This is a genomic window from Streptomyces sp. NBC_00076 (assembly GCF_045041235.1).
Classification (GTDB): Bacteria; Actinomycetota; Actinomycetes; order Streptomycetales; family Streptomycetaceae; genus Streptomyces.
The window spans coordinates 7,893,790-7,914,780 of record NZ_CP108242.1 but is presented as its reverse complement, the minus strand read 5'-3'; the positions used below and the strand labels follow the sequence as shown (position 1 = coordinate 7,914,780).

Here is a 20,991-nt window from a genome sequence, read left to right as displayed (position 1 = left end):
TCACGCTCCCGAGTAGACGTCGAGCCATGTCGTGGCTCCGGACAGGACTTCAGACCACGTCGAGCCGTCGTCCTTGACGGTCTGCCAAGTGCGGTCAGCGCTGCCGGTGACGCCACCGATTGGGCGGTCAACCTCCGTCAGCGGAAGCACCCATGTGCGGTCATGGAATTCGGAGTAGTCGACGACGGGAGCCGCCTGTACGTCGCCAATGGAGACGTACATGTCCTCTTCGCCCCACCCGGGAGGCCACTGGAGGAGAAGCGAACTACCGGACGAGAGCACCCAATCGAGGGCCTCCCGGTCCGCGGTAGTTTCTGTGACGACCGTCAGGTCTCCGGACTTGCCTCCACGCACGTCGCTGATGACGACGGGGAGCCTCCGGCCCTGCACACGGCTCACACTCTGCCGCGCGGGAGTTGCCCACGTCGGTAGAGGGGTGGCCACGGTGACCTTGCAGCTCCGCTGTGGGAGTCCCGGATCCTTCAGCCATACGTCCGTGATCTCCGCATCGAGGGTGACCGGATCGGACGTGTACGACAGCCGGACAACCCCGCCGGCGTCCGTAAGGATGGCTCGCCACTGCACGGGTACGCCTAGCGGCGCCTCGTAGTCTGCGGCTACGGCAATGTCTCCGACCACAGACTGAGCGAGCAGGTCGCCAGACCATCCGCGGACAGGCTCTGTGCCTCGTCCCGTGACGATCCGCACGAGCGACCACGTGTAAGTGGGCCCTCCAGTCGTCAGCCCGCGCACGGTGATTGCGGCGCCTCCACCTCCCGCGGCTTCGGCCTTGACGGTGAGCCCGCCAATGCGCCACTCCGCGCGGTCGAGATACCAGATCTCGCCGGCTGTTGCGTCGGGGATGATCAGGCTGAGTCGCACGGAGACTGCGCCCTCGGGCGCCAGGTCCCCCATGCTTGCTACAGCCCAGCCACCCGCGGCCCCGGACCATGACTGCCACCGGGTGCGGACTGCGACGCCGTCAGCGTTCAGCCACTCAATGCGGGTCTGGTAGACGCGGGTGGACGGCTTGTAGACGCAGGGAGCGAACTGGTAGCCCAAGCCTTCCTGCACGCCTCCGACGGGGGCCGTGGTCGTGGCCACCAAGTCGCCACCGTCAGCAACGAGCTTCAGCGAGTAGCCTCCGCCTAGCACTTGCTCCGTCGTCTGCGCCTTCGTTCCGCCGGTCACCGTCCACCCGGACGCGTCCTGCTCGATGTCGCTCGTGTTGTACGGCAGGAGGTTGCCCGCAGTCATGAGAGCGCTCGTCGGAGCCATGACTATGCGGTCGTACACCCACTGCTGTCCGGTGGCCGTCGCCGTGGGAGCGAGCCCGACACGAGCCGTCACAGCTCCAGCGGGAGCCGTCGCGACGACTGAACAGCGCGTCCACTGCCCGGTGGTCGGCGCATACGGCGCGGACGAGATAGCTATCTCCGCCCCGGACGCGTCCCGCCATCGAATTTGCATGGCAAACGCCAGCCCACTGACGCCCGGGGACACCTGAGCCTGCGCTACGTACTCAACCCCCGGCGTCACCGCCGGCGCTTCCGATATCAGGCTTCGTGCAAGGCAGTCACCCGACGCGGACGACGTCAGTAGCATCGACTGATACCAGTTGTACGACGACGTGGAGACGTCGAGCGTGCAGTTTGTCGACGCGCCCCAGCCGGAGCGGTCGGCTTCGATGGTCTCCGTGTTCCATGGGAGGATGTTGCCCGTTGAACGCACCGTGGCGCCTAGGAAGACCCTGTCGGCGAACCACGATTGGTTTGCCGCCGTAGCCGTCGGACGGACCACGACGTTCGCCGTCGCAGCAGTTGCCGGAGCCGTCGCGACGACCCCGACTTGATGCCAGGTGACGGACGGGGGCGTCGTCAGCGGACCCTGTGAGGTGCTGATGAGCGACCCGCCCGATGTGTACCAACGGATCTCGATCCGGGACTGTGCGCCCGCACCGGGCGGGAACACGGACGCGCACGCCCAGTGTTCCGCGCCAGGTGTGACAGTCACTCGCGCGGCTAGTCCGATCTGGACATCACCCGAAGCGACCGACTTGAACGACAAGCAATACGAGCCGAGAGTTCCGCCCGTCCCCCTCAGGGGGTTCGTCGAGTTGACCAGTGCCGACCACGCGGAGCCGTCCGTTTCGGCCGACTCCGCGTTGGCGGGCAGGAGGTTGCCCGTGATCGCCACTACTCACCCTCCCCCGGAGCGGGGTACGTTGGGCCGGAGATGATCGGGCTACCGTCGTCAGACGGGGGCGTCGTCGGCTCCGGCTCGGGCTCCGGAACGACGACTTCGGGCGTGTAGTCCACAATTGGCGGGACTACTTCGCCCTCAGTTGGCTCGTCAGGCATTAGTTAGCCCCACCTTCCGTTGTCGAGGTCAGTAGCGGTTTCGGAGTCGTACGTGTTGATCTCCGTTCGGACGATGTCCGTTATCTCTCGGTCACCGACGTAGACGCGTACGTCCGCCTGCACCTGCGTCGAGCCGGAGCCCTTCGAGGTGCGGATGTCGGACCACTGGCCGGACGTGAACACGGGCTCTGGCTTGCCCGTACCGTTGGCGACGAGGTTCAGCCCCGGCTGGAGGTAACCGCCGTCGTCGTACCAGTGCGGAGAACGTGCCATCCACTTGGAATAGGCCGCGGACGGAGATCCGTAGTCGGGACGTCCCTTGATGTAGCCGAGACCCCAACGGATCTGTGTCTTGTAGTTCGTCCGCCAGTCCGCTCCGGCAGACGCCATCTTCGACCCCGGGAGAGCCTGCGGAATGCCGTACGCGTCTGACGTGGGGTTATCCGCGTTCCAGCGCCATCCGCTCTCGCCCTGCCACAACTTCTTAAGCGGGCCGAACTGGGATGGTCCCCATCCGTAGTTGGAGAGGATGCTCTTCGCGTACTGCTGTGCCGCTCCGACGGCGTTGGCGTTGAAGCCGCCTCCGCCTCCCGTCAGGTACTTCATGGGGTCAACGGCCTTGCCATTGAGTCGCGCCTCCAGGTGGAGGTGGGGGCCCGTGGTGTTGCCCGTCGCGCCCACGTCGCCGATGCGGTCGCCGGCGTTCTGCGCCTTCGGTACCGTCGTGCGGATCTTCGAGAGGTGCGCGTAGAGGGACTGGAGTCCTCCGCCATGGTCGATCATGATGTGGTTGCCGTACGGTCCGCCTGACGTCGCCATCGAGACGCGACCCGCAGCAACGGCCTTCACCGCAGTGCCGACGGCCGCCGGGAAGTCGAGGCCAGTGTGATGCCCTGAGGACCACATGGGTCCGGCTACGCCGAACTTCGTGCCGTACGGAACGTTGACGGGCTTGATCCACTGCCCGCCTCCTCCACCGCCTCCGGCGGAGAACATGGACGTGACCGCGTCTACGATCTTGTCCTTCAGACCGCCGACCATGTTGGTCGGGTACTTCGTCAGGGCCTTCGCCATGGGCGAAGTTCCGACGCCGTCCGCGACCTTCGACAGGATCGGCTTCGTCAGCGTGTTCCAGATCTTCGACGGGTTGACGAGGAGATCCGCACCGGTTTTCGCCCAGTCGATTCCCTTGCCGACGACGTCAGAGACGGTGTCCTTCGTCCAGTCCCATGCAGCTTCGAAGCCGCCGAGAATGCCCCCGGATTCGAGGAGCTGCGTCCCCGCCGCACGGTGCAGCGAGAGGGCTCGACTCCTGTACTTGGGATCCGTCGGAATGACGTACTCGGGATATCGAGGGTTTCCCTCACCGACGATTGCCGTCGGCTTGCTCGTCTTCATCGGAACTGCCGGACCCCAGCCGTTTCCGACTGTTCCGCCCGCCTCCAGAAGCTTAGGAGCGGCAGGCAACGGGTCGAGGTTGACGAACTTTGCCACCTTATCCCAGACGGCTTTGATGCCCTTTGTGTAAACCCATTCGATAATGAAGTTCACAGGCTTTTTGGCGATACCGGAGACCTTATCCCAAGCAATTCCGATTGCCTTCTTCGCCGTCTCGAAGGCGTCAGCGACTAGGCCGACCGCAGTCTTTATCTTGTCGAACGCAGGCTTGAGGCCCTTGTCGTAGAGCCAGCCAGCCTTATCCGCGATCCAGTCGACAGGAGGCTTAACTCCGTGGTCGTAGAGCCAGCGGAATTTGTCGCCTACCCACTTCAGTCCGTCCCAGATGAACCGGAACGCCGGGCCTAGCGCCTTGTCCCACAGCCATTTCGCCTTATCGGCTATCCAGCCGGCGGAGGGAGAAACGGCGTTGTTGTACAGCCAGACGAACTTGTCGCCAACCCATTTCAGGCCCTGCCAGATCCAGCCGAATACCGGCTGAAGCGCGTTTGCCCATAGCCACGTCGCGAGGAGTGCAATTCCCTCGAATGATGGCTTTATGCCGTCCGTCCACAGCCACATGGCGATAGCTCCGAAGAGCCTGAACGCTAGGATTATCGGCGTGATCACGGCTGTGACCAGCACCGCGAACAAGATCCGGGCTGCAAGCCAGATGCCTTCGAAGGCTGGGGCAAGGATGGTTTTCCATAGCCATACAGCCGCCGTACCGATGGCCGTCAATCCGGTTCGAATTCCGCTGAACGCAGGCTTCAGGACACCGCCCCAAAGGACCGTAGTTGCCGCCTTGATTCCGGACCAGGCAGCGTCGACGGCAGTGCGGAACCACCCGACATTGTTGTACGCCCAGTAAATCCCCAAGGCTAGCGCAGCAACCGCAATGACGATTGCTTCGATTACGGGAACAATCCCGGTTGCCTGGATAGCTGCGGCCCACCCGGAGGTGGCCAGCGTGGCGCCGGCTACTGCCACTTGATATACACCCATGGCGACCGCGAAAGCTGCCATGCCGAGTTGGATGGCCTTATGGACGGAGTACAGTCCCCACAGGATCTGAATAGCCCATGGGGCGTTCTTCGCGATCCATGAGAGTCCGTCGAGGATCGGCCCCATAACGCTGAACATGAGGGCGCTAAGCGGTGCGAGAGCCTGCGCCAGGTCTAGCGTCGTGCCCAGCAGCTTGCCCAAGAATTCCGCCAGGCCAGGGGAAGTGTCCTTGACGTACTTGAGGAAGTGCTCGAACTCCGGAGAGCCCTTCAGGTTAGCGCCCCAGTTGGCGAACCGACCGGTTATGCGCTGCATCGTCTCGGAAATGCCGTCCATGTGCGGCAAGAAAGCGTCGACAATGCCGGCCATGCCCTTGAGGACGTTTCCGAAGGCGACGCCCAGACCGACAATGGCGGGCTCAGCGCTCTCGCGGATGTCCTTTTTGAAGCCCTGCCAGAACGGCCGCTTCAGGTCTGCCGACGCACGGTCCATCAGTTGCCCAATGGCGTCCGCGGCCGTCACGACGAGCGGCGACAGTCCCGGGAGCGTGTTCTTCGCCCCGTTGACTCCCCGCGTGAAGAGTGGGAGAACGTCGGGCTGAAGCTCCGCGGACCACGCCTTGAACGCCTTCGTCAGCCCCTTCGGGCCAACCAGGGCGTCGTAGAGGTCGCGCTGTTCGGGCGTCAGCTTCGCAAGTGCCTTGCGGTACTCGTCCGCCTTCGTCACGGCCTTTGCCGTGGTGTCGAGGGACGACAGTCGCGCCGACTCGACGCCACGCTCAGCAGACGCGATGGAGTCCGCAGCCTGAACCTGAGTGTCTGCGGCACTGGATACGGCGTCCGCGAGAGCACGCTGAGCGTCGGACACGTTCTGAGCCGCATCGACGGCCGCGCGGGCTGACTCAGTCTCCGCCTTCGCGGCGTCACGGTGGGCGTCGGCCAGGGCCTTCGTCTGATCCTGAACGTTGCGCTGAGCGTCAGCTACCTGCTCCGTCGCGCGCCTGACGTCCTCGTTGCCGTTGACGCCCGCGGTCTGTGCTGCCTTCGCGTCCTGCTGGAGCTGCGCGTAATCCTTCTTCTGCTGCTTGGCAGCCTGAACGGACTGGTCATAGGCGAGCTGCGCGCGCTGGAGCTGGAGATCCGTCGCCTTGCCGGCGTCGTACTCAGCTTGCGTCTGGTTTAGCTGCTCCTGTGCCTCCTGAACGCGGAGGGTCGCGTCACGCTCGTCGAGCTTGCCGCGCTCCAACTGATCGTTCAGGGCTGCGAGCTGCTGAGCAGCGTCGACGCGGGCTCGCGTCAGATCCTCTTCAGCCTGCTGCGCCTGGCGCTTGGCGTCGGAGAGGGAACGCTCCGCGCGCTCGATGGACTCGGCTGCCTGGCGTCGCTGCTCTGCGGCACGCTGCGCAGCAACGGCCACGGCACGTTCGGCGTCACCGACGGCGCGGTTGGCGTCCTCCACCTGGCGGTTGGCCTGCGCGATGGAGCGCGCGGCGTTCCGGTGGGCGGACGACAGAGCCTGCTGAGCGCTCTGCATCTGAAGGGCACTCTGTGCCGCACGGACGTTGGCGGCTGCGCTGTTGTCCGTCGCGCTCGCGGCTTCCTTGTCCGCGGCCGTCTTCGCCTGAATGACACTCGTGACGCCCTTGATCGCCGGAATAGCGGCGAGTGCCACGGCTCCGACACCCGCGCCGGCGGCTACAGCAGCGGACGTGACGGCGCCAATGCCAGCGGCCAGGACGGGACCAAGAGGGATCGCCGTCAGAACGGCCATCTGAACTCCCAGACCCATCAGCGCGGACGACGCCTGCGACGTGTCGGCCAGAGCCTTGATGCGGAAGAGCTTTACTCCGTCGGCCTCCGCACGCAGTGCGGCAAGCTGCGCCGAAGCGCGAGCCGCGTCAACCCGGACGTCGATGTCGTGGCGCTGGATCGACAGGATCTCCAGGCGCGTCTGTATGGCCTCGATCTCCGCGAGCGCGTCGCCTGCGTCGATGTCGATCCCGACGCGCGCGTCTGCGAGAGCCGCGAGACGCCCCCGGAGCGCTTGAATCTCAGCGCGTGCGGGTGCGGTGTCCGCGTCTACGTTTATGTCCGGGATGGACGCCTGAGCCTCCGCCACCACCGCACGCAGCTTCGCGCCGAAAGCGCCGTCGACCTCGATGGCGACAGTCTGTCGACCGCCTACGGCCGCAATCTCCGCCCGGATCGCCGCCAGTGCCGCACGTGCCGTCGCAGTGTCGGCGCGGACGGCCACGTTCGGGTGCTGCGCCCCCAGCTCACGGAGCTTTGCCTCCAGGCGGACAATCTCCGCTTCCGCGTCCGCCGCGCTGACGTCAATTCCGATCCGCTTGCCGGAGAGCGCCTCCAGCTTCGCGCGGATGCGTGCTAGTTCGGCGTCAACGCCTGTGTCGCTGAGCTTGACGTCGAGCTTCGGCATGGCCTTGAAGGCAGCTTCGAGCTTCCGCCGGATGGAGCTAGCGAACGCCCCACCCGCGTTGTCACCCTGCCGGCCTGCGGCCCTGACACCCGCCTTGCCGCCCTGCGTGATGGCGGACGGGATCGATATCACGATCTTGCGTGATATCGCGTCGCCCATCTTCTCGCCGGCTTCCTCACCGACCTTGACGGCCGCTGGGAGAACCATGGCCTTCAGGTGCGTGTGGAAGTTCGGTGCGACGGGGACGACATCGACCCCGACCACACCGACAATGTCCAGGTCGTTGGCCATCACGCCTCCTTCGGCTGGTCTCTCAGCCGCGGGTCAAGCGCGCGGCGCTGCTCGTCTGACATCCCCGACCGCTTCGTAATGGCGGACTTCGGGGGAATTCCGGGACGTGGCGTTGGTGTGAATTCGGGCGCCTTGTTCCCGTTGACGGCCAGCAGCGTGAAGCGCAGGAGCCGTACCTCGTCTTTGACTTGGGCGAGGAGCGTTTCTGTGCCGCTCCATGGAGCCTGGTCAGGGCGACCCTCACCGGTCGCGCGCTCCAGCTCCTCCGGCGTCACGGCATTCCGGAGGGCCGTCTTCGTCGCGCTCTCCGGCGGTAGATGCTCGATCCAGATTCGGAGCGTGCGGAGGGACAGCGTCCCGCGGTACACGTCGAGCACTCGCGCGCCCGGGTAGTACCGCGGGATGTCCGCCTCTAGCGCCTCCGCGTGGTCCGCGAGGACTTGGCACGTCCACTGGACTTTCCCGGCGCCTCCCCGGCGGCTTCGGTCGCGCGGCCGACGAAAGTGTTGATCTCGTCGAAGGTCGGGTCCAGGTCGATGAACGTCGCAACATCGTCCTCGTGCAGCACACCAGCGGCCCACGTGTCGAAGTCGCTCTGCCGGAGCGCTCGCAGGTACGAGGGGCGCCACTGATTGATCGTCTTGACTCGCAGGTCGACGCCGTCCAGCGTCGCCGTGCGGAACTCCTCGGTGGCCTCGATCTCCTGCGACTCAGCTGGGGTCGTGGTCTCAGTCATGCGCGCGGGTCTCCTATGTCGGTGCGTGAAACGTTTTGCGCGGGTCGTGGTGGAGCTGGAGCGGGGCCCGGACCCGCGCAGATACGGGCCCCGCTAGTCATTGGCGTCAGCCGCCGGCAGGGAAGAAGCCGCTCACGTCGACCGCGCCGTAGTCGATCGAGCGCGTCACAGCCGCCGCACCGGTTCCCTTGTAGAAGCGGAAGGTGAGCTGAACGGGCATGACGTCCTCGGTCTGAGGCTGCTCGTCTCCGCGCTCGACCACCTTGCCGTTCGGCATGAAGAGCCGCATCCGCTTGTCGCCGTCCATCGTGTCGAAGCAGAAGGCGTATCGGAGGTCGTTGGGCTTGTCGGGGAACGCGTACGACGCGACGCCCGACGTCGTGTCGGGCTTCAGGGAGAGGATCGGGACGTTGTCGTAGAGCGACCGGACGAGGGGGTTGAGGCCCTCCAGGAAAGTGACCTGAAGGCTCTTCGTGCTCTTGGTCATCAGTGTCCGGATCGGCTCCAGGGAGCCAGCGGCGTCGATGTCCTTCGACTCTTCCTCGACCTTGAAGAGCCCGCCTTCCGTGGTGACCCACCCGAGCATCTGCCACGGGGTCGCAGGGTCGGCAAAGTCGGTCGGCGACGTGGTGTTCACGGCCGCCATGTAGACGAGGTAGTCGGTTGCGCCGAAAGTCAGATCGGCATTGCGGGTGTCCGCCATGAGCCCTCCAGGGCATGCGAGAGGCCCGCGCGCCTCAGTCGGCGACGGGTCAGAGTGTCAGTGGTTTACGCGTCCCGGAGGCTCACGGTGTACGTGGCGCCTCGACGATGGACGGCTTCGTTTGCCCAGGGCTGCCGGGAGGGTCCGGAGTCGCACCGGACGTGCCGGATCACTGCGCCGTTCACCGGGCCGCGGAGGGCGAGGAGTGCGTCACGGACGTTGTTCGCCAGGGTTCGCGCCTCGTCAGCAGTGCGCCCGAAGACGTCGACGAACACCCTGGGGTGCCGAGAGAACATCTCGTCGGGGCCTCCGCCACGCTCGACGCGGATGACGGGGAGCTGTTCCTCCAGGTCGGCCGGAGTCTCAGCCGCGCTGAACACTCCGAACGTGGATTCAGCCCACGGCGCCAACACGGCTTCGATGTCAGGCACGGTGAGCCGCCTTCATCACGTCGATGCTCTTGCTGAGCGTCGCGTGCCGGGGCGTCTTGCTGTTGCCGTGCTCGACGATCCGCGCATGCGGGGATGTGTTGATCAGTCGAGCGCCGGCACGCATCCTAGGCTTGCCCTGGAAGGGGATGTTCTTCCACAGCGGGACAACGTCGAAGCTGCCCTTGTACTGCCCCGGGTGCTGGTCACCGCCCGCCGGGTCACCGACGGGCGAGAGTGACTCTGCGATGCCCTTCATCGCGATGGCTGATTGCCTCACGCCTCGCTGCATCCACGGCCGCTGAAACATGCGGCCAATGCCGGTGTAGCGACCTCTGTAAGTGGCTCGGGATGCCATCAGCCCGTCACCCGCTCTACGGCCGCCTCCACGCGCGCGAGCGACGTGAGAGGAAAGATCAGCGGCTCACCGATGACTTGCCACTTCTCAGTGCCGCGAATGATGCGGTCAGCCGGCCGGACGTCGGTGCCGAGCGGAGCGGCGAACACGCGTCGCGTCTCGACGGTGGTCGATGCGTCGTGGGTCTCCGAAGAACTGCCGATCAGCACGCCGTACGGGCTCATGATCGTGCAGTTCTGGACGGTGATCTGTACGGGAGGCCCCGGAACCTTAGATCCCGTGGAATCCCGTACAGGCGCCCCCGGACGCTCGATGATGAGCGTCTCGGACATGAGCTGAGCTATCAGACTCACTGCGCCCTCCACACGGTCACGGGCGAACAGGCTTCCTCGGGAGCGATGCTCAGCGAGGAAGCTCCCGACGCCATGCCGACAGCACGTCGCAGGCGACGCCGCTCGTCGTCCGAGAGCATCACGCCTGTTTCGTCGTCTGCGTAGGACTGGAGCATGCCGCCGGCCTGCTCGCTGCGGAGCCCTCCGGGGTTCGTCAGTACGCGACATGCGACGTTCAGAGCGACGGCCTTGACTCCGCGCTGAGGAGGAGTGGTCAGACGGTCCCCGACCTCACCGAAGAACGCGTCTTCCGTGAGGTCGTGGGCGAGTTCGCACTCCGCATCCGTCAGGGGACGCTTCAGGAGTACCCGAAGCTCAGTCGGGCTGAACAGCGCCACCACCAGCCGCCTTCCGTCGAGGGGCTGCGCGCTTCGCCGGAGCCTTCGCCACAGGTGCGGGCTCCTGCGTCCGCGAAGCGGTCACCGGAGCCTCCGCCCATGCCTTCGGGTTCGTGATGAGCGCCTGTGCCCAGGTGGGGACCTCGTCCGCGGGGCCGAACACGTGGCTCACGCCGTCGGCGTCCGTCACGTGGACGTTCGTTGCCAGGGTTGCCATGCGTGAATGCCTCGCGTTTCAGGTCAGAGGACGTCGGCGACGAACGTCAGGTCGGGAGCCCCGACGACGGGGAGGACGATCGCAGTCGCGCGCGTCCACACGGTCTGTGGGTCTTCGCTCTTGTAGGCACCCACGGCCACGCCCGCGGCGTCACCGGCCAGGCCGTAACGCGGGTCGTTCGCCTCGACGGGCACGCCCCACAGCGTCTTGCCCAGAGCGTCGCCCTGCGCCGGCATGAAGCAGATCTTGTCTTCCGGGGTGACTCGCGTGGCCACGCCGTCGACGGACACCTTCGCGTCGTAGATCTGAACCGGCGGGATGTCGAAGTCCCCGAGAATGTTGTTCAGGTCGTCGCGCGTCAGGACGGTCGGAGACGTCGAGGCGCCACGGTAGGCCAGTTCCCGGATCTGCTTGTTGCGCCGCAGGAAGTTGTAGATCTTGCGGGACATCAGCGTGAACGCCGGGAGGTCGCCGTTCGTGTCGTTGTAGACGTCGAGCCACGCCATGAGGTTGTCGTACGCGAGCGCCGTCTCCGTGCTGGACCACACAGTTGCGGCCGTCACGGAGTGGGCCGGGTTGCGGCCGTAGTCGACGCCGGCCGACACGCGGTTCTCGTTGATCGTGACACCAGCGTTGAAGATGGCGTCACCGCGCGCGAGTTCGGTACGGGCCGCGATGGCGGTCACGCCCTTGATGGAGTCGGCCTCCATCGCGTCGCGGATCTCCGCCTTCTGGGTGTCCACGTTCCGCATCTTGATCTGGTCGTACTCGCTCAGCGGGTACTTCCGGGAGATGGGAGGCAGTTCGCCCGACACCCGCGCGGCCCCCGACCTGGAACCGATGTCCGACTCAGCGTCGAACGCGCGGTACACGGCCGCCTCGACGAGACCACCGCCACCCTTGTTGAACCGGTAGACCAGATCGTTGATCGTGTCGTTCGGGAGCCAGCGGTTCAGGCTGAACGTGTTCTCCTCGCGATCCCGGAGCGCGGCACGGGCGTAACCCGTCAGCTCCGCGGGAGTCGCGTACTCAGTGATGAGCTGCATGCTCTACCTCTCAGACGAAGACGACGCGGGAGCCGAGATCGGTCTTGCCGGCGGCGTCGATGGAAACGGGAAGCTTCGCCTCACGGATGAAGCAGTGCAGGAGCATCGAGCCGACGACCTTCGTCGAGGTCACCGCGCGAGCGTTGACGTCCTGCGCGGTGAAGAGGAAGCCCACGGCGGTTTCACGGCCGTCAGAGGCCGCGTTGTCGTACGGTCCGTAGAGGCCGGTCGCGGTGACCTTGCCCAGCGGAATGCCGCTCTTGATGAAGCCGGCGGGGTAGTGCGTGTTCGCCGTGAACTTGGTGACATCGAGAGTCACGCTCACTGGAGCGTCGGTGCCGTGGGCGGACCCCAGCCAATCCCGACGGTCCTGGACGAAGCTCTCAGTCTTCAGGCTGAGGTCCATACGGATCCCTCCGTGTAGTGGTTACTTGCCGTGGCGAGCGCGGTATCGCTCCTCGCCTGCGGTGATCGATGCGGCGTTACCGACGTCGCCCCCGCGGTTTCCGCCGGAGCGGTGCTGAGTGCTGCCGCTGCCCTGGCCGTCGTTGGAGGTGCCGAACAGCGCCTTCAGGGCGTCAGCGTCGGCCTCCAGCTCCTCTTTCGTGGAGCCCTGGAGTCGGGCAGCCTGAGCGGGCGTCAGACCCTTGCCCGCGGCGATTTCCAGGACGAGCGCCTTACGAGCCGCTGCGTCTCGCTCTGCCTTCGCCGTCGCTGCTTCTGCGGTAGCTGCGTCCCGCTCTGCCTGGAGTCGCTCCGTCTCGCTCAGCTCCGCGGCTTTGCGGGTGTTCAGCTCGGTCTCAGCCGCGCGCAGACGTTCCAGCTCGGACGAGTCCGGTCCTGCCTTGGCGGTCGTCTCCCACTTCTTCGAGTGGTATCTCCAGTACGCGACCTGATGCTCCGACGACATGTCGGCGACCGGAGTCGCTTCCGGGTAGCCGTGCTCGTTGACCGTCGGAGCGCCACCGCCCCCACCGCCACCGCCGGCGCCCGGGTCATCCTCGAAGAGGGTCCAGGGCTGAGCAGCGAACGTGAGCAGCGCGGAGCGAGCGCGAGTGCGCTTAGGCATGCGGAGTTCCCCTGTCGGGAGTTGGGCCCATGTCGGGCACGCGAAAGTGACCCACTGCTAGAGCGGGTCACTTTTGGCGGTCTGTGTTCGGTCAGAAAATGTGGTCGCCAGGTGTGTCCGTGACCCGCGGTACGGGTGGCGGCTGCCCGGTGACGCTAGGAGCAGGGATGGCCCTTACGGACGCCAGGAAGAGCGCCACTTCGTCACCGTCGCCGGTCGGTGCGTACAGCGGTCCAGTCGGCGTCAGGGGGATCTCACCCGACGCGAACAGCTTGACTGCGATCGCTGTTTGACGGTCCGAGGTCAGCCCGTCAACAGTGTACTCCGCCCACCGCTCAGGGTCGGTGCGGGACTCGATTCGCCAGGTCATTGCCGACCCTCCTTAGAGCAGCGCCAGGAGCGCGAGCACAAATGCTTGCAACTCGTCATCACCGAACTTCTTCGTGCCCCTACCGTAAAGGTCTTGCAGTCCTACTTGGAAGACTTCCGACGGTCCCCCCGCGGGGTCTTCCATCAGAGACGCATGGGCCATCTCGTAAGTCTTGCCCGTGTAGGGGTCGGCCCACTTGTCCTCATAGGTCATCTCCTTAGCCGCGCGGTCGTAGTGCGGGAGGAGATTCGCCATGTTCTGAGGCGAAGGGAGCATGTCGCCCATCATGTGTCGGCGCCTGACGAACGTGTACTCAAGTTGCTTCAGACCATGGATGTACTGCTCCATACGGTGGCCAAGCTCGTGGGCTGCAACCTCAACGGCGCCAGAGCTGAACGCTCCGTCGTATGTCGAGTAGTCCCACGTGGACAGTGCCATGACGTCGTCAGACGTTCGGTAGAACGCGCGCTGACTCCCAACGACACGCAGCGGTTTGCCCTGCATGACGCTCAGCCAGTCCGCCGGGAAGTGCCTGAACGACTCTTCCAACTGCGCCTCCCAGTCAAGGGGGGCGCCGTGAGTGCCTGAAATCCCCAACTCGCCAACGTCTCCAAGCTCCGCAGGCGGGTTGCCGCCCATCTCGCGGATGCTGGATACGTACGCGTGGACGAACGCAGACTCCCGGGTTGCTATGGCCTGGCGTACCGAGCGGAGTTCGTCCACGGAACTGTCAGGTCCCAACGCGTCGAACGCTTGGCGGAGCTGCTGAAGCGTCTCGTCATCGTCCATCGCTCTGGACAACTCGCCGTACAGCGATCGGCCAACGTCTAGAACTGCGTCGAGGTGCGCCTCATACTTCTCCGGAGGGAGCTTGTGTCCGCCAAGGTTCGTGCCTCGGTAGGTCATCACCCACTTGCCGGCGTCGGCGTCCCAGTACATCCGGTCTTCCGTCCAGTCACTTCGAGTCGTCGGCAAAGCGTCTCTCGTGCTGTCAAGCTGCGCACGAAGCTCGTCGGATACGGACGCCTTCGGGGCTGCTGGCTCCGACGCTGCAACGTCGGGTACGGACGTGTGATCGGCATCGCTGGAGCTGTGGTTTCCGAGATCGTCGGGACCCGTGAACTTCTGTCCGCGGAAACTAAGGACCGGACCGATCTCCCCATGCTCGTTGGATATGAGAATCTGCCGGTAGTCGACTGCGCGGCCTCCGCGGTCGTGAGTTCCGAGCGCCTTATCCACGGCCCGGTGAATGGCATCAAGCTTGTCTTCGTCGATGACCTGGCCGGGGTCGTAATCGGCTGTGACCACCTTGACGAGACAGTCGCAACCGGGATGGATCGGCGCCAAGTCGCGTTTGTGGTAGCGCTGCGTCGAGGCGATCATGCAGAGCGCACAGTCGTACTCGCCCTGTAGCTCGCGCACGGTGTAGGTGAAGCGCGGCATGTCGTCCGCGACTTCTCGCACCGTGTGTGTGCGGGCGAGTTGAAGATCCGTCTTGACGATCGTCTCCAGACGGTGTGTCCCCAAGTCAACCGCTGCGTCAAGGGACTCGTCGTCAGAGAGCGCCGTCCAGACTTCCTTGAACGGGCGCCTGTAGACCTCCGAAGGGTCCACCCCGCGGAGTGCCTTACCAGTTACGTTGTCTAGGTCCAGGGAGACCCGTCGCCCGCGGGGATCCACGTCCTTGTAAAGCTGTTCCAGGTAGGACGCCGTGAGCGTCGCTATCTGCCGTTCGCCGGCGAGGATGATGGGAAGCGCCTGGCGCTGGAACCGACTAGCGTCGGCCTCACGCCAGGATCCGAGACCTGTGAAGGATCGGCTGACCCTCCCGAGGACGCTCCCCCACACGCCGCGGACTGCTGAGCCGTACTGCCGGTCAAGCCGCGTCAGGGACATCATCACCTCGACCAACCACGGTCCGCTGTTCACGAGCCGTGCGGGCGTCGTCCAGGGACGTGGGCTGAGGAGCGGCAGCTTCGGCAGCAGCCTGCGCGTTCAGGGCGTCGGCGGCACGGTCGATCTCCATGCGGGAAATCTCCGCGGGCGTGTAACCCATGTCCTCCATGCGCTGACGCCACGGGACACCCGCGGTGCTCTTCTTCACGGCAGCGTCGGCAAGTTCCGCGATGGAGCGTGACTCCGGGTCGCGCCAGATCGTCTCAGCGCTGTAGGACGTCGCTCGCGTCTCGTCGCCCAGCACGCGGAAGGCAAGCCTCATGGTTTCCTCCCACGACTCACCGAAGGTGCGCTGACGGTCGCGGACCTTCGAGACGAGACCAGTCTCCGCGGCCTTGAGGGCGTCGCCGCTCACGTTGACCACGGCCCCGATCAGGTAGTGAGGGGGCGTTCGGCTGATCGCTGCGAGATCCTGAACGGCGGACTGAACTGCCGAAACGTACGGCTTCAGATCCGTTGCGGCGAACTCACCGAACTTCGTGTCGGGGTCGCCGGACGTCCACAGGCTCTTGATGTCGAGCTTGTACGGCTGGATCTTCTCGCCCGTCAGGGGGTCCTCATCGACCTCCAGACCTGCGGCCCAACGCTGCCTGAACGCGCCGTACTTCATCGCTGCGATCAGGTTGATGAGCGACAGGTTGATGCGGTTCTGGATCGTCAGAACGTCTTCATGCTCCGCGAAGCCCGTCAACCTGCGGTTACGGCGGTTGATGAAGGGGACGAGTGGGACTACGCCCAGCTCGTTCGTACGCTCGCCGTCGCCCTGGTTGGGGAGCGCGAAGGCGTCCCAGCCGCGGAGCTGAGCCGCGCGACCGGAGAACGTCGGGGCGTCCGTCTTCGTGACGAAGTCGTAGATCCGGTCAGGGGTCCACAGCGTCGCGCGGGTGTTGCCCGTCCAGTCGTCCCGCCACATTTTCAGACCAGCGGCAAGCTTCCGCCGGCTGCCCTGCTCGTGCTCCACGGCGACCTGGCGGGGTGTCTCGTGCGTGATGACCGGACGGCCATCGTCGCCACGCTCGACGAGCGCGAAGGCACGTCGCTGCGAGAGGGCGCCGTAGTGGATCAGGTCCGCGTCCGCGTCGAGGCTGTTTTCCTGCCAGACCCGGTTAGCGTCCTTGTCACCAGTCTTCGCACTGTCACTGTCGTCGTCCGGTTCGCCGAAGCGAAAGCCATCGACATGCATTCGCTCAACCGGCGAGTCGATGACGAGGCTTGTCCAGTTCGTTCGTGCGTCGCGCATCCACTCGCGAGCCTCGCGCGGGTCGACGCCCGGCACCTTCGGAAGCGGCGCCTTGTTCTCCGCGAAAGACTTCAGGGTGTCGAGCCCTGGCTCCGTCTCGCCGTCGGCGTCGGTGTGGTCGTCACGCTCGTCGAGGAGCTTCTTACCGAGCCGTTGCAGCCACCATCCGGGAGACTCGACCTTCTCAGCATTGACAGGCACTTACGGACCTCCCTCAGAAGGCGACTAGGCGGTTGGAGCGCTTCTTACGCTTGGTGATTCCTGCTGCCACGGCGTCGGCCCGGCACTCGTAGGCCAACACCGCACTCATGGCGGCGTCGATCTTCTTCGGCGACTTCGCGTGTTCCTTGCCGATGCCCATGTGGTTGCGGCCCATCGGGCGTCTCTTGGCGTTCAGCACGTGGCGGGTGAGCGTGGCGCCCAGCTTCGAGAACGTGGCTTCGTCGTCGGCCTTGTCAGTGCCGGCGAAGGACAACGCCTTGTCGTCAACGGCCTCGACGAAGCGGTCTAGCGCGTGCTCCATCGCCGTCGGGCGGTTGGTCCACCACTCCAGCGGGCGAGCCTGCGTAGCGCTCACCTGAAGGTCTTCGCCGTGTTCCGACGTCCACTTGTCCACGTAGTCTTGCCAGTGCGGGGGGTCGCAGTAGAACCCGGCAACTTCGTACTTGTCGAAGGCCCGCGCAACGGCGTTGTCGACGGCTTCGCGGTCGACTTGCCAACCCTCACCTTCGGGGCCCTCAGGCTTCTCCCAGACGCCTAGTAGCTGAAGGTGCCCGTCAGATACGCGGCACGCTGTCAGCGCTGTTGCGTCGTCGCGAATAGAGCCGTCGAAGCCCAGGGTGATCAGGTCGCCAGGGGCTAGCTCCTCCGGCCGTCGGCAGATCTCCCACGCGTCTGTATCCATCCACGCGTCAGAGCTGCTCGTACGGGAGTTGAGGAAGTAGCGCTTGCCGTCCGCGGAGTCGTTACGCAGGTCGTAGAAGTCGTCTACGAGCGTTTCGAGGTCCATCCACTCCATGGCGTCGCCGTAGGAGTCGAGGAGCGCGGCCCTGAGGGCCTCCTCGTTCTTGAGGTCCTTGCAGACGCCGTAACGGTGGTCGTAGAGGAGACGAGCGCGACCGCGCTTCTTCTTACCCTCACGGATCGCTTCGGCTTCCTCGTACGTGCGCTCAGCGACGGAGTCTTGCCCCGGGGCGAACATGGTCGTGGTCTCCAAGAACCACGTCTGCGCGCCCTTTTTACGCTTGCGCAGGTTACGGGTCACCGTGGCGTACATGCGCCGCAGCTCAGGCGTGTTGTAGAGGTGGGTCTCGTCGAAACAGACCCACGTCTCTTTGCCGCCGTCCTTCGACGAGGACGAAGCAGTTGACGGGGTGATCTCTCCACCGTCGGGGAGGATGATTCGGGTCAACCCAACGTCGACGTTGGGGACTTGACTCAGCGGCGACGCCTCGTCGGTCAGGTTGAAATGGATGGTGTCGAAGACGTTGCCGGTCTGGCCTTCCTCCGTCGCCATGATTCGGAGGTAAGGGACGCGGACCGGTCGGCCCATCGGCTCACCGGGCTCGTAGACGTACTCGAAGCCGAGTCCCCAGGGGTCGCGGTAGACCTCACCGCCCTCAGCCCAGCCGGCGAAACGGCACGGGCCGAAGGCTTCGAAGAGGCCGATGCGGGCGCCCAAACCGCTCTTGTCACAGCCCTTCGGGCGGGAGAAAAAGGCGCTGTCGTACAGCATCCTCCCGGCGGGGTCGTCGACCGCGTAGCAGTCCACGACGAAACCCGTGTACTCGTCACCGTGGCGTACCGGTTCGCCCTGGACGTCGCCAGGACCGTGAACAACGAAGTACTCCATCCATGCGACCGCCATCCACCCGAGAGAGCGGGAGCGATCGTGACCGGGGGCGCGCACAGTGACGTGCGGCACGCGGTCTCCTAGCCTGTGAGACGCGCTCTGCGCGAGTTGATGTCCGAGACGTTGTCGGCTCGCTGAACGGCCCTCTGAGGGGCAGCTGAGGGGTCGTCGACCTTGAGCTTCAGCCTCGCTCGGTCCTCAGGCGTGGCGCCGAACTTCGCGGAGCGCATGCGCACTTCGGAGAGGAACTCCCACTTACCCTTCGTCCACGCCGTGTGGTGCATCAACGCAGCGTCGAGGAGGAACGCCCAGTCGGTCTCAAGGAACGTCGAGGCCATCGGAGAGACGCGCCAGGTGTGCCACCAGCGAACGGTCATCTCGTGCCACTCTTCGTCACCCGGGAGCACGCCCTCCGGTAGCTCAGGGCCGCGGAGTTCGCCGTCGTTGACGATGACGGTCTCGGGGTCGGTGGCGTTGCGCCGGCGCCGCTTTGCGGGATCCTTCGGGGCGGGACCTCGTCCAGCCATGCGGGTACCTCCCGATATTGGAACGGCAGACGCCGCCCATGTCGGGAGCTACGCCGTCAGCTTGGAAACCACCGCGGAGAGGTCCGCGAGGATGGACGGGGAAGAGCCATGTCGGCGACCCGTCATTGCGATGTATCGGCCGGTTCCGTAAACCTCTACGGCCGTTCCGTCGGGGCGTCGGATGCGGCGTCCCTGTCGGACGTCCGCGCGGCCCCAGATGTGCAGGCCGTCGCCGGACGGGGACACCTCTACGTAGGTGGTGCCCGCGTCGCGGATGATGGCTGCTGCCCATGGGGCGAGTCGCCCGGTTAGCGGATTCAAGCAGTGGTCCAGGTCGATGCAGACCACGTCGTCGTCGGAGGAGAGGACGAATCCCAGTCCGACGCCCGCCACGGACTCCGCGGCGTTCTTGTACGTGCTCCAGGTTCGGGCGTCAGTGCTTGACGCGGCCCTGCCGGTCGTCGTCAGTGGACGCTTGTCGCCGGCTCGACGCACCCACCTGCCGCGGGTCGTCAGTTCCAGCGGGAACACGCGCTTCTTCGCCGCGCGATGTGCAGCGACTCGGCACCGGGTGGAGCACGTCAGCGCGTCGGCTCGTGCGGCCAAAGGCATGTCGACTTCGCACCACGTGCACTTGCGCTCCGTCTTCATCATGGCTCCATTGTAGCTTGCGGCGTGTAACGGCTACAGGCTTTTGACCAGGGAGTTTCACATCCGTCAGGCACAGCCGGCGAGTAACACCTAGGCCCTCGCGCGGCCCTCAGATGCCCCTAGGAAGCCCTGTGCGGCCGTCTCGCGGCCTCCCAGCTTCAGGGGTCTAGCCGTTACATCTGGGATCCCCAGACCCGTACAGACAGCGACGCCCAGCACCTTTACGGTTCTCTAGATCACCCGGAGGGGATTACCCCCCTGGTGATCATGGTCAGTTGATCTTCGCAGCGAAGCCGGCGCGAGGCTCTCGATGCTCACCGTCGCTCAGCTCGCCCTTGATCTCCAGGCGAGCCGGCACGAGCGTGAGCGTGATCGTTGTGCACGTGCGGTCGTGTCCGACGCTGATCTTCGGTGCCTTCGCGAGCTTGCCGACATCAACGCCGTTCACAGACACGCGAGTCACGACGACTCCGTCTGCGCCTGTGTCGTCTGCCTCCTCCAGCACCACATGGGCACCGCTCATGGGCTAGTCCTCCAGTGCTGGGTGGGCTGGCTTGGGCTTGTCCGTGCGCACGCGTGTGAGAGCCGCTGCTGTGCCACCCTCACTACTGCTCTTGTGGGTGTGGCACCACTGGCACAGGGCCTGGAGGTTGGCGTCACTGTGGTCATCACCTGGCACCACGTGATCCACCTGATTCGCAGGTGCGCCACACATGCGACCGTCAGAGAAGCGGGTCTGACATGCATGACCATCGCGCCTCAGGATGCGGCGTCGTGTACGAGCCCAGTCCTTCGGAAGGCGGGCTCTGCGCGTGCTGCCTTGCCACGACATTGCGCCTCCCTGCCCTCCGTCTGTGCCTTACGCTTGTCGCTCCACGTGGCCAGGGGAGGCCACTGAGTCATGGGGGGATGCGCTATGCGCGCCTACATTCGCCGTGCCTGCGTGCCGGCAGTGCTGATATCCGCGGTACTTCTGACGGGCTGCTCGTCAGCCGTTACGACTGAGCCGAAGGCAGACGCTTCAGCTCCGCCCGTCGTCGAGGAGACGTCCGCGGAACCGTCAGAGACGCCGTCCTCGTCCGCCCCGGCCCCGAAGTTGGGGGTTGGGGAATCGGGGACGTTCGACGTTGGCAAGACGGATGAGTACGGGGAGAACTACAAGGTCACGTCCAAGCTGGAAGTCACCGTCGTCAGTGCGAAGTACCTGACGGCCGCAGAGCTGGACACGAGCGACCCCGAGCAGGGCCAGTATGCGGAGCTAACGCTCACGGTGAAGAACGTCGGCAAGGCGCCGGCGAAGTTCTCGTCCTACGGCATGATGCAGTGGGAGGACGAGCAGACGGCCGCACAGGATGCGACGACGCTCGAAGGCGTAGGCGACGGTCCGGACCTCGACACGACGTACAAACCGGGTCAGTCCGTCACCGGGAAGATCATCCTCGACATTACGCGCAAGGGCGGGACGGTGAGCTACGTGGCGTCGGACGACCCTGAGGCCGAAGGGCCCGTGTTCACGGTGACGATGCCGAAGTCCTGAACGTAGCCAGCCCCGCTCGCGGGAGTCGTCCTCCGCGGCGGG

Annotated in this window: 22 protein-coding genes; 1 reads left to right on the top strand and 21 read right to left on the bottom strand. The window is 65.3% G+C overall.

Annotation, left to right across the window (positions count from 1 at the left end; translation table 11 throughout):
- The 21 genes from OHA64_RS35555 to OHA64_RS35455 all read right to left on the bottom strand — a co-directional run bounded on the left by OHA64_RS35555 (window position 1) and on the right by OHA64_RS35455 (window position 20,127).
- Window positions 1-2,196 carry a hypothetical protein gene (locus OHA64_RS35555; protein ID WP_405620239.1) on the bottom strand — a complete coding sequence of 732 codons (2,196 nt, stop codon included), beginning with the start codon at window positions 2,194-2,196 and terminating at the stop codon, window positions 1-3.
- A gap of 167 nt (window positions 2,197-2,363) precedes the next feature.
- Window positions 2,364-7,529, bottom strand: coding sequence for a peptidoglycan DD-metalloendopeptidase family protein (locus OHA64_RS35550; RefSeq protein ID WP_405620237.1), 5,166 nt, complete (start codon window positions 7,527-7,529; stop codon window positions 2,364-2,366).
- Window positions 7,529-7,906 carry a hypothetical protein gene (locus OHA64_RS35545; RefSeq protein ID WP_405620235.1) on the bottom strand — a complete coding sequence of 126 codons (378 nt, stop codon included), beginning with the start codon at window positions 7,904-7,906 and terminating at the stop codon, window positions 7,529-7,531. Before OHA64_RS35545 ends, OHA64_RS35550 begins: the two co-directional genes overlap by 1 nt.
- 35 nt (window positions 7,907-7,941) lie before the next feature.
- Window positions 7,942-8,265, bottom strand: coding sequence for a hypothetical protein (locus tag OHA64_RS35540; RefSeq protein WP_405620234.1), 324 nt, complete (start codon window positions 8,263-8,265; stop codon window positions 7,942-7,944).
- A gap of 106 nt (window positions 8,266-8,371) precedes the next feature.
- On the bottom strand, window positions 8,372-8,968 hold the full coding sequence (locus tag OHA64_RS35535) for a phage tail protein (protein WP_405620232.1): 597 nt from the start codon (window positions 8,966-8,968) through the stop codon (window positions 8,372-8,374).
- Between the two features lie 65 nt (window positions 8,969-9,033).
- Window positions 9,034-9,399, bottom strand: a complete 366-nt coding sequence (locus tag OHA64_RS35530) for a hypothetical protein (RefSeq protein WP_405620230.1) — start codon at window positions 9,397-9,399, stop codon at window positions 9,034-9,036.
- Complete coding sequence (locus OHA64_RS35525; RefSeq protein ID WP_405620228.1) at window positions 9,392-9,676, bottom strand: hypothetical protein; 285 nt, start codon at window positions 9,674-9,676, stop codon at window positions 9,392-9,394. Before OHA64_RS35525 ends, OHA64_RS35530 begins: the two co-directional genes overlap by 8 nt.
- Before the next feature lie 77 nt (window positions 9,677-9,753).
- A complete protein-coding gene (locus tag OHA64_RS35520) occupies window positions 9,754-10,086 on the bottom strand; it encodes a hypothetical protein (RefSeq protein ID WP_405620226.1) in 333 nt (110 codons plus the stop codon).
- A gap of 17 nt (window positions 10,087-10,103) precedes the next feature.
- Window positions 10,104-10,484, bottom strand: a complete 381-nt coding sequence (locus tag OHA64_RS35515) for a hypothetical protein (protein WP_405620224.1) — start codon at window positions 10,482-10,484, stop codon at window positions 10,104-10,106.
- Entirely contained in the window at window positions 10,462-10,701 is a 240-nt protein-coding gene (locus tag OHA64_RS35510; RefSeq protein WP_405620222.1) for a hypothetical protein, read from the bottom strand. The genes OHA64_RS35515 and OHA64_RS35510 overlap by 23 nt, the downstream gene beginning before the upstream one ends.
- Before the next feature lie 23 nt (window positions 10,702-10,724).
- Window positions 10,725-11,747 carry a major capsid protein gene (locus OHA64_RS35505; protein WP_405620220.1) on the bottom strand — a complete coding sequence of 341 codons (1,023 nt, stop codon included), beginning with the start codon at window positions 11,745-11,747 and terminating at the stop codon, window positions 10,725-10,727.
- A gap of 10 nt (window positions 11,748-11,757) precedes the next feature.
- Window positions 11,758-12,153: a head decoration protein gene (locus tag OHA64_RS35500; protein ID WP_405620218.1), complete on the bottom strand. Its 396-nt coding sequence runs from the start codon at window positions 12,151-12,153 to the stop codon at window positions 11,758-11,760.
- Window positions 12,154-12,174: 21 nt separating this feature from the next.
- On the bottom strand, window positions 12,175-12,816 hold the full coding sequence (locus OHA64_RS35495; protein WP_405620216.1) for a hypothetical protein: 642 nt from the start codon (window positions 12,814-12,816) through the stop codon (window positions 12,175-12,177).
- A gap of 91 nt (window positions 12,817-12,907) precedes the next feature.
- On the bottom strand, window positions 12,908-13,186 hold the full coding sequence (locus OHA64_RS35490; RefSeq protein WP_405620214.1) for a hypothetical protein: 279 nt from the start codon (window positions 13,184-13,186) through the stop codon (window positions 12,908-12,910).
- 12 nt (window positions 13,187-13,198) lie between these two features.
- A complete protein-coding gene (locus OHA64_RS35485) occupies window positions 13,199-15,097 on the bottom strand; it encodes a hypothetical protein (RefSeq protein ID WP_405620212.1) in 1,899 nt (632 codons plus the stop codon).
- Entirely contained in the window at window positions 15,063-16,418 is a 1,356-nt protein-coding gene (locus OHA64_RS35480; protein WP_405620210.1) for a phage portal protein, read from the bottom strand. Before OHA64_RS35480 ends, OHA64_RS35485 begins: the two co-directional genes overlap by 35 nt.
- Before the next feature lie 178 nt (window positions 16,419-16,596).
- Entirely contained in the window at window positions 16,597-18,234 is a 1,638-nt protein-coding gene (locus OHA64_RS35475) for a terminase (RefSeq protein WP_405620208.1), read from the bottom strand.
- Between the two features lie 80 nt (window positions 18,235-18,314).
- Window positions 18,315-18,761 (bottom strand): hypothetical protein, encoded by a 447-nt coding sequence (locus OHA64_RS35470; RefSeq protein WP_405620206.1) that lies wholly within the window; start codon window positions 18,759-18,761, stop codon window positions 18,315-18,317.
- A gap of 48 nt (window positions 18,762-18,809) precedes the next feature.
- The gene (locus tag OHA64_RS35465) at window positions 18,810-19,292 is read right to left on the bottom strand and encodes a bifunctional DNA primase/polymerase (RefSeq protein WP_405620204.1); all 483 of its coding nucleotides are present in this window, start codon (window positions 19,290-19,292) and stop codon (window positions 18,810-18,812) included.
- A gap of 391 nt (window positions 19,293-19,683) precedes the next feature.
- Window positions 19,684-19,935, bottom strand: coding sequence for a hypothetical protein (locus OHA64_RS35460; protein WP_405620202.1), 252 nt, complete (start codon window positions 19,933-19,935; stop codon window positions 19,684-19,686).
- 3 nt (window positions 19,936-19,938) lie between these two features.
- Entirely contained in the window at window positions 19,939-20,127 is a 189-nt protein-coding gene (locus OHA64_RS35455; protein WP_405620200.1) for an HNH endonuclease, read from the bottom strand.
- A 201-nt stretch (window positions 20,128-20,328) separates the two neighbouring features.
- Between OHA64_RS35455 and OHA64_RS35450 the strand changes: the two genes are divergently transcribed.
- The gene (locus OHA64_RS35450; RefSeq protein WP_405620198.1) at window positions 20,329-20,949 is read left to right on the top strand and encodes a DUF4352 domain-containing protein; all 621 of its coding nucleotides are present in this window, start codon (window positions 20,329-20,331) and stop codon (window positions 20,947-20,949) included.
- The last annotated feature ends 42 nt before the right edge of the window (window positions 20,950-20,991 follow it).

What these genes read in the sequence shown, in the direction of transcription:
- OHA64_RS35460 (WP_405620202.1), bottom strand. Translation starts at nt 19,935, where the DNA reads ATGAGCGGTGCCCATGTGGTGCTGGAGGAGGCAGACGACACAGGCGCA.
- OHA64_RS35500 (WP_405620218.1), bottom strand. Translation starts at nt 12,153, where the DNA reads ATGGACCTCAGCCTGAAGACTGAGAGCTTCGTCCAGGACCGTCGGGAT.
- OHA64_RS35490 (WP_405620214.1), bottom strand. Translation starts at nt 13,186, where the DNA reads ATGACCTGGCGAATCGAGTCCCGCACCGACCCTGAGCGGTGGGCGGAG.
- OHA64_RS35505 (WP_405620220.1), bottom strand. Translation starts at nt 11,747, where the DNA reads ATGCAGCTCATCACTGAGTACGCGACTCCCGCGGAGCTGACGGGTTAC.
- OHA64_RS35550 (WP_405620237.1), bottom strand. Translation starts at nt 7,529, where the DNA reads ATGGCCAACGACCTGGACATTGTCGGTGTGGTCGGGGTCGATGTCGTC.
- OHA64_RS35535 (WP_405620232.1), bottom strand. Translation starts at nt 8,968, where the DNA reads ATGGCGGACACCCGCAATGCCGATCTGACTTTCGGCGCAACCGACTAC.
- OHA64_RS35540 (WP_405620234.1), bottom strand. Translation starts at nt 8,265, where the DNA reads ATGACTGAGACCACGACCCCAGCTGAGTCGCAGGAGATCGAGGCCACC.
- OHA64_RS35470 (WP_405620206.1), bottom strand. Translation starts at nt 18,761, where the DNA reads ATGGCTGGACGAGGTCCCGCCCCGAAGGATCCCGCAAAGCGGCGCCGG.
- OHA64_RS35475 (WP_405620208.1), bottom strand. Translation starts at nt 18,234, where the DNA reads ATGGAGTACTTCGTTGTTCACGGTCCTGGCGACGTCCAGGGCGAACCG.
- OHA64_RS35495 (WP_405620216.1), bottom strand. Translation starts at nt 12,816, where the DNA reads ATGCCTAAGCGCACTCGCGCTCGCTCCGCGCTGCTCACGTTCGCTGCT.
- OHA64_RS35510 (WP_405620222.1), bottom strand. Translation starts at nt 10,701, where the DNA reads ATGGCAACCCTGGCAACGAACGTCCACGTGACGGACGCCGACGGCGTG.
- OHA64_RS35520 (WP_405620226.1), bottom strand. Translation starts at nt 10,086, where the DNA reads ATGTCCGAGACGCTCATCATCGAGCGTCCGGGGGCGCCTGTACGGGAT.
- OHA64_RS35450 (WP_405620198.1), top strand. Translation starts at nt 20,329, where the DNA reads ATGCGCGCCTACATTCGCCGTGCCTGCGTGCCGGCAGTGCTGATATCC.
- OHA64_RS35455 (WP_405620200.1), bottom strand. Translation starts at nt 20,127, where the DNA reads ATGTGTGGCGCACCTGCGAATCAGGTGGATCACGTGGTGCCAGGTGAT.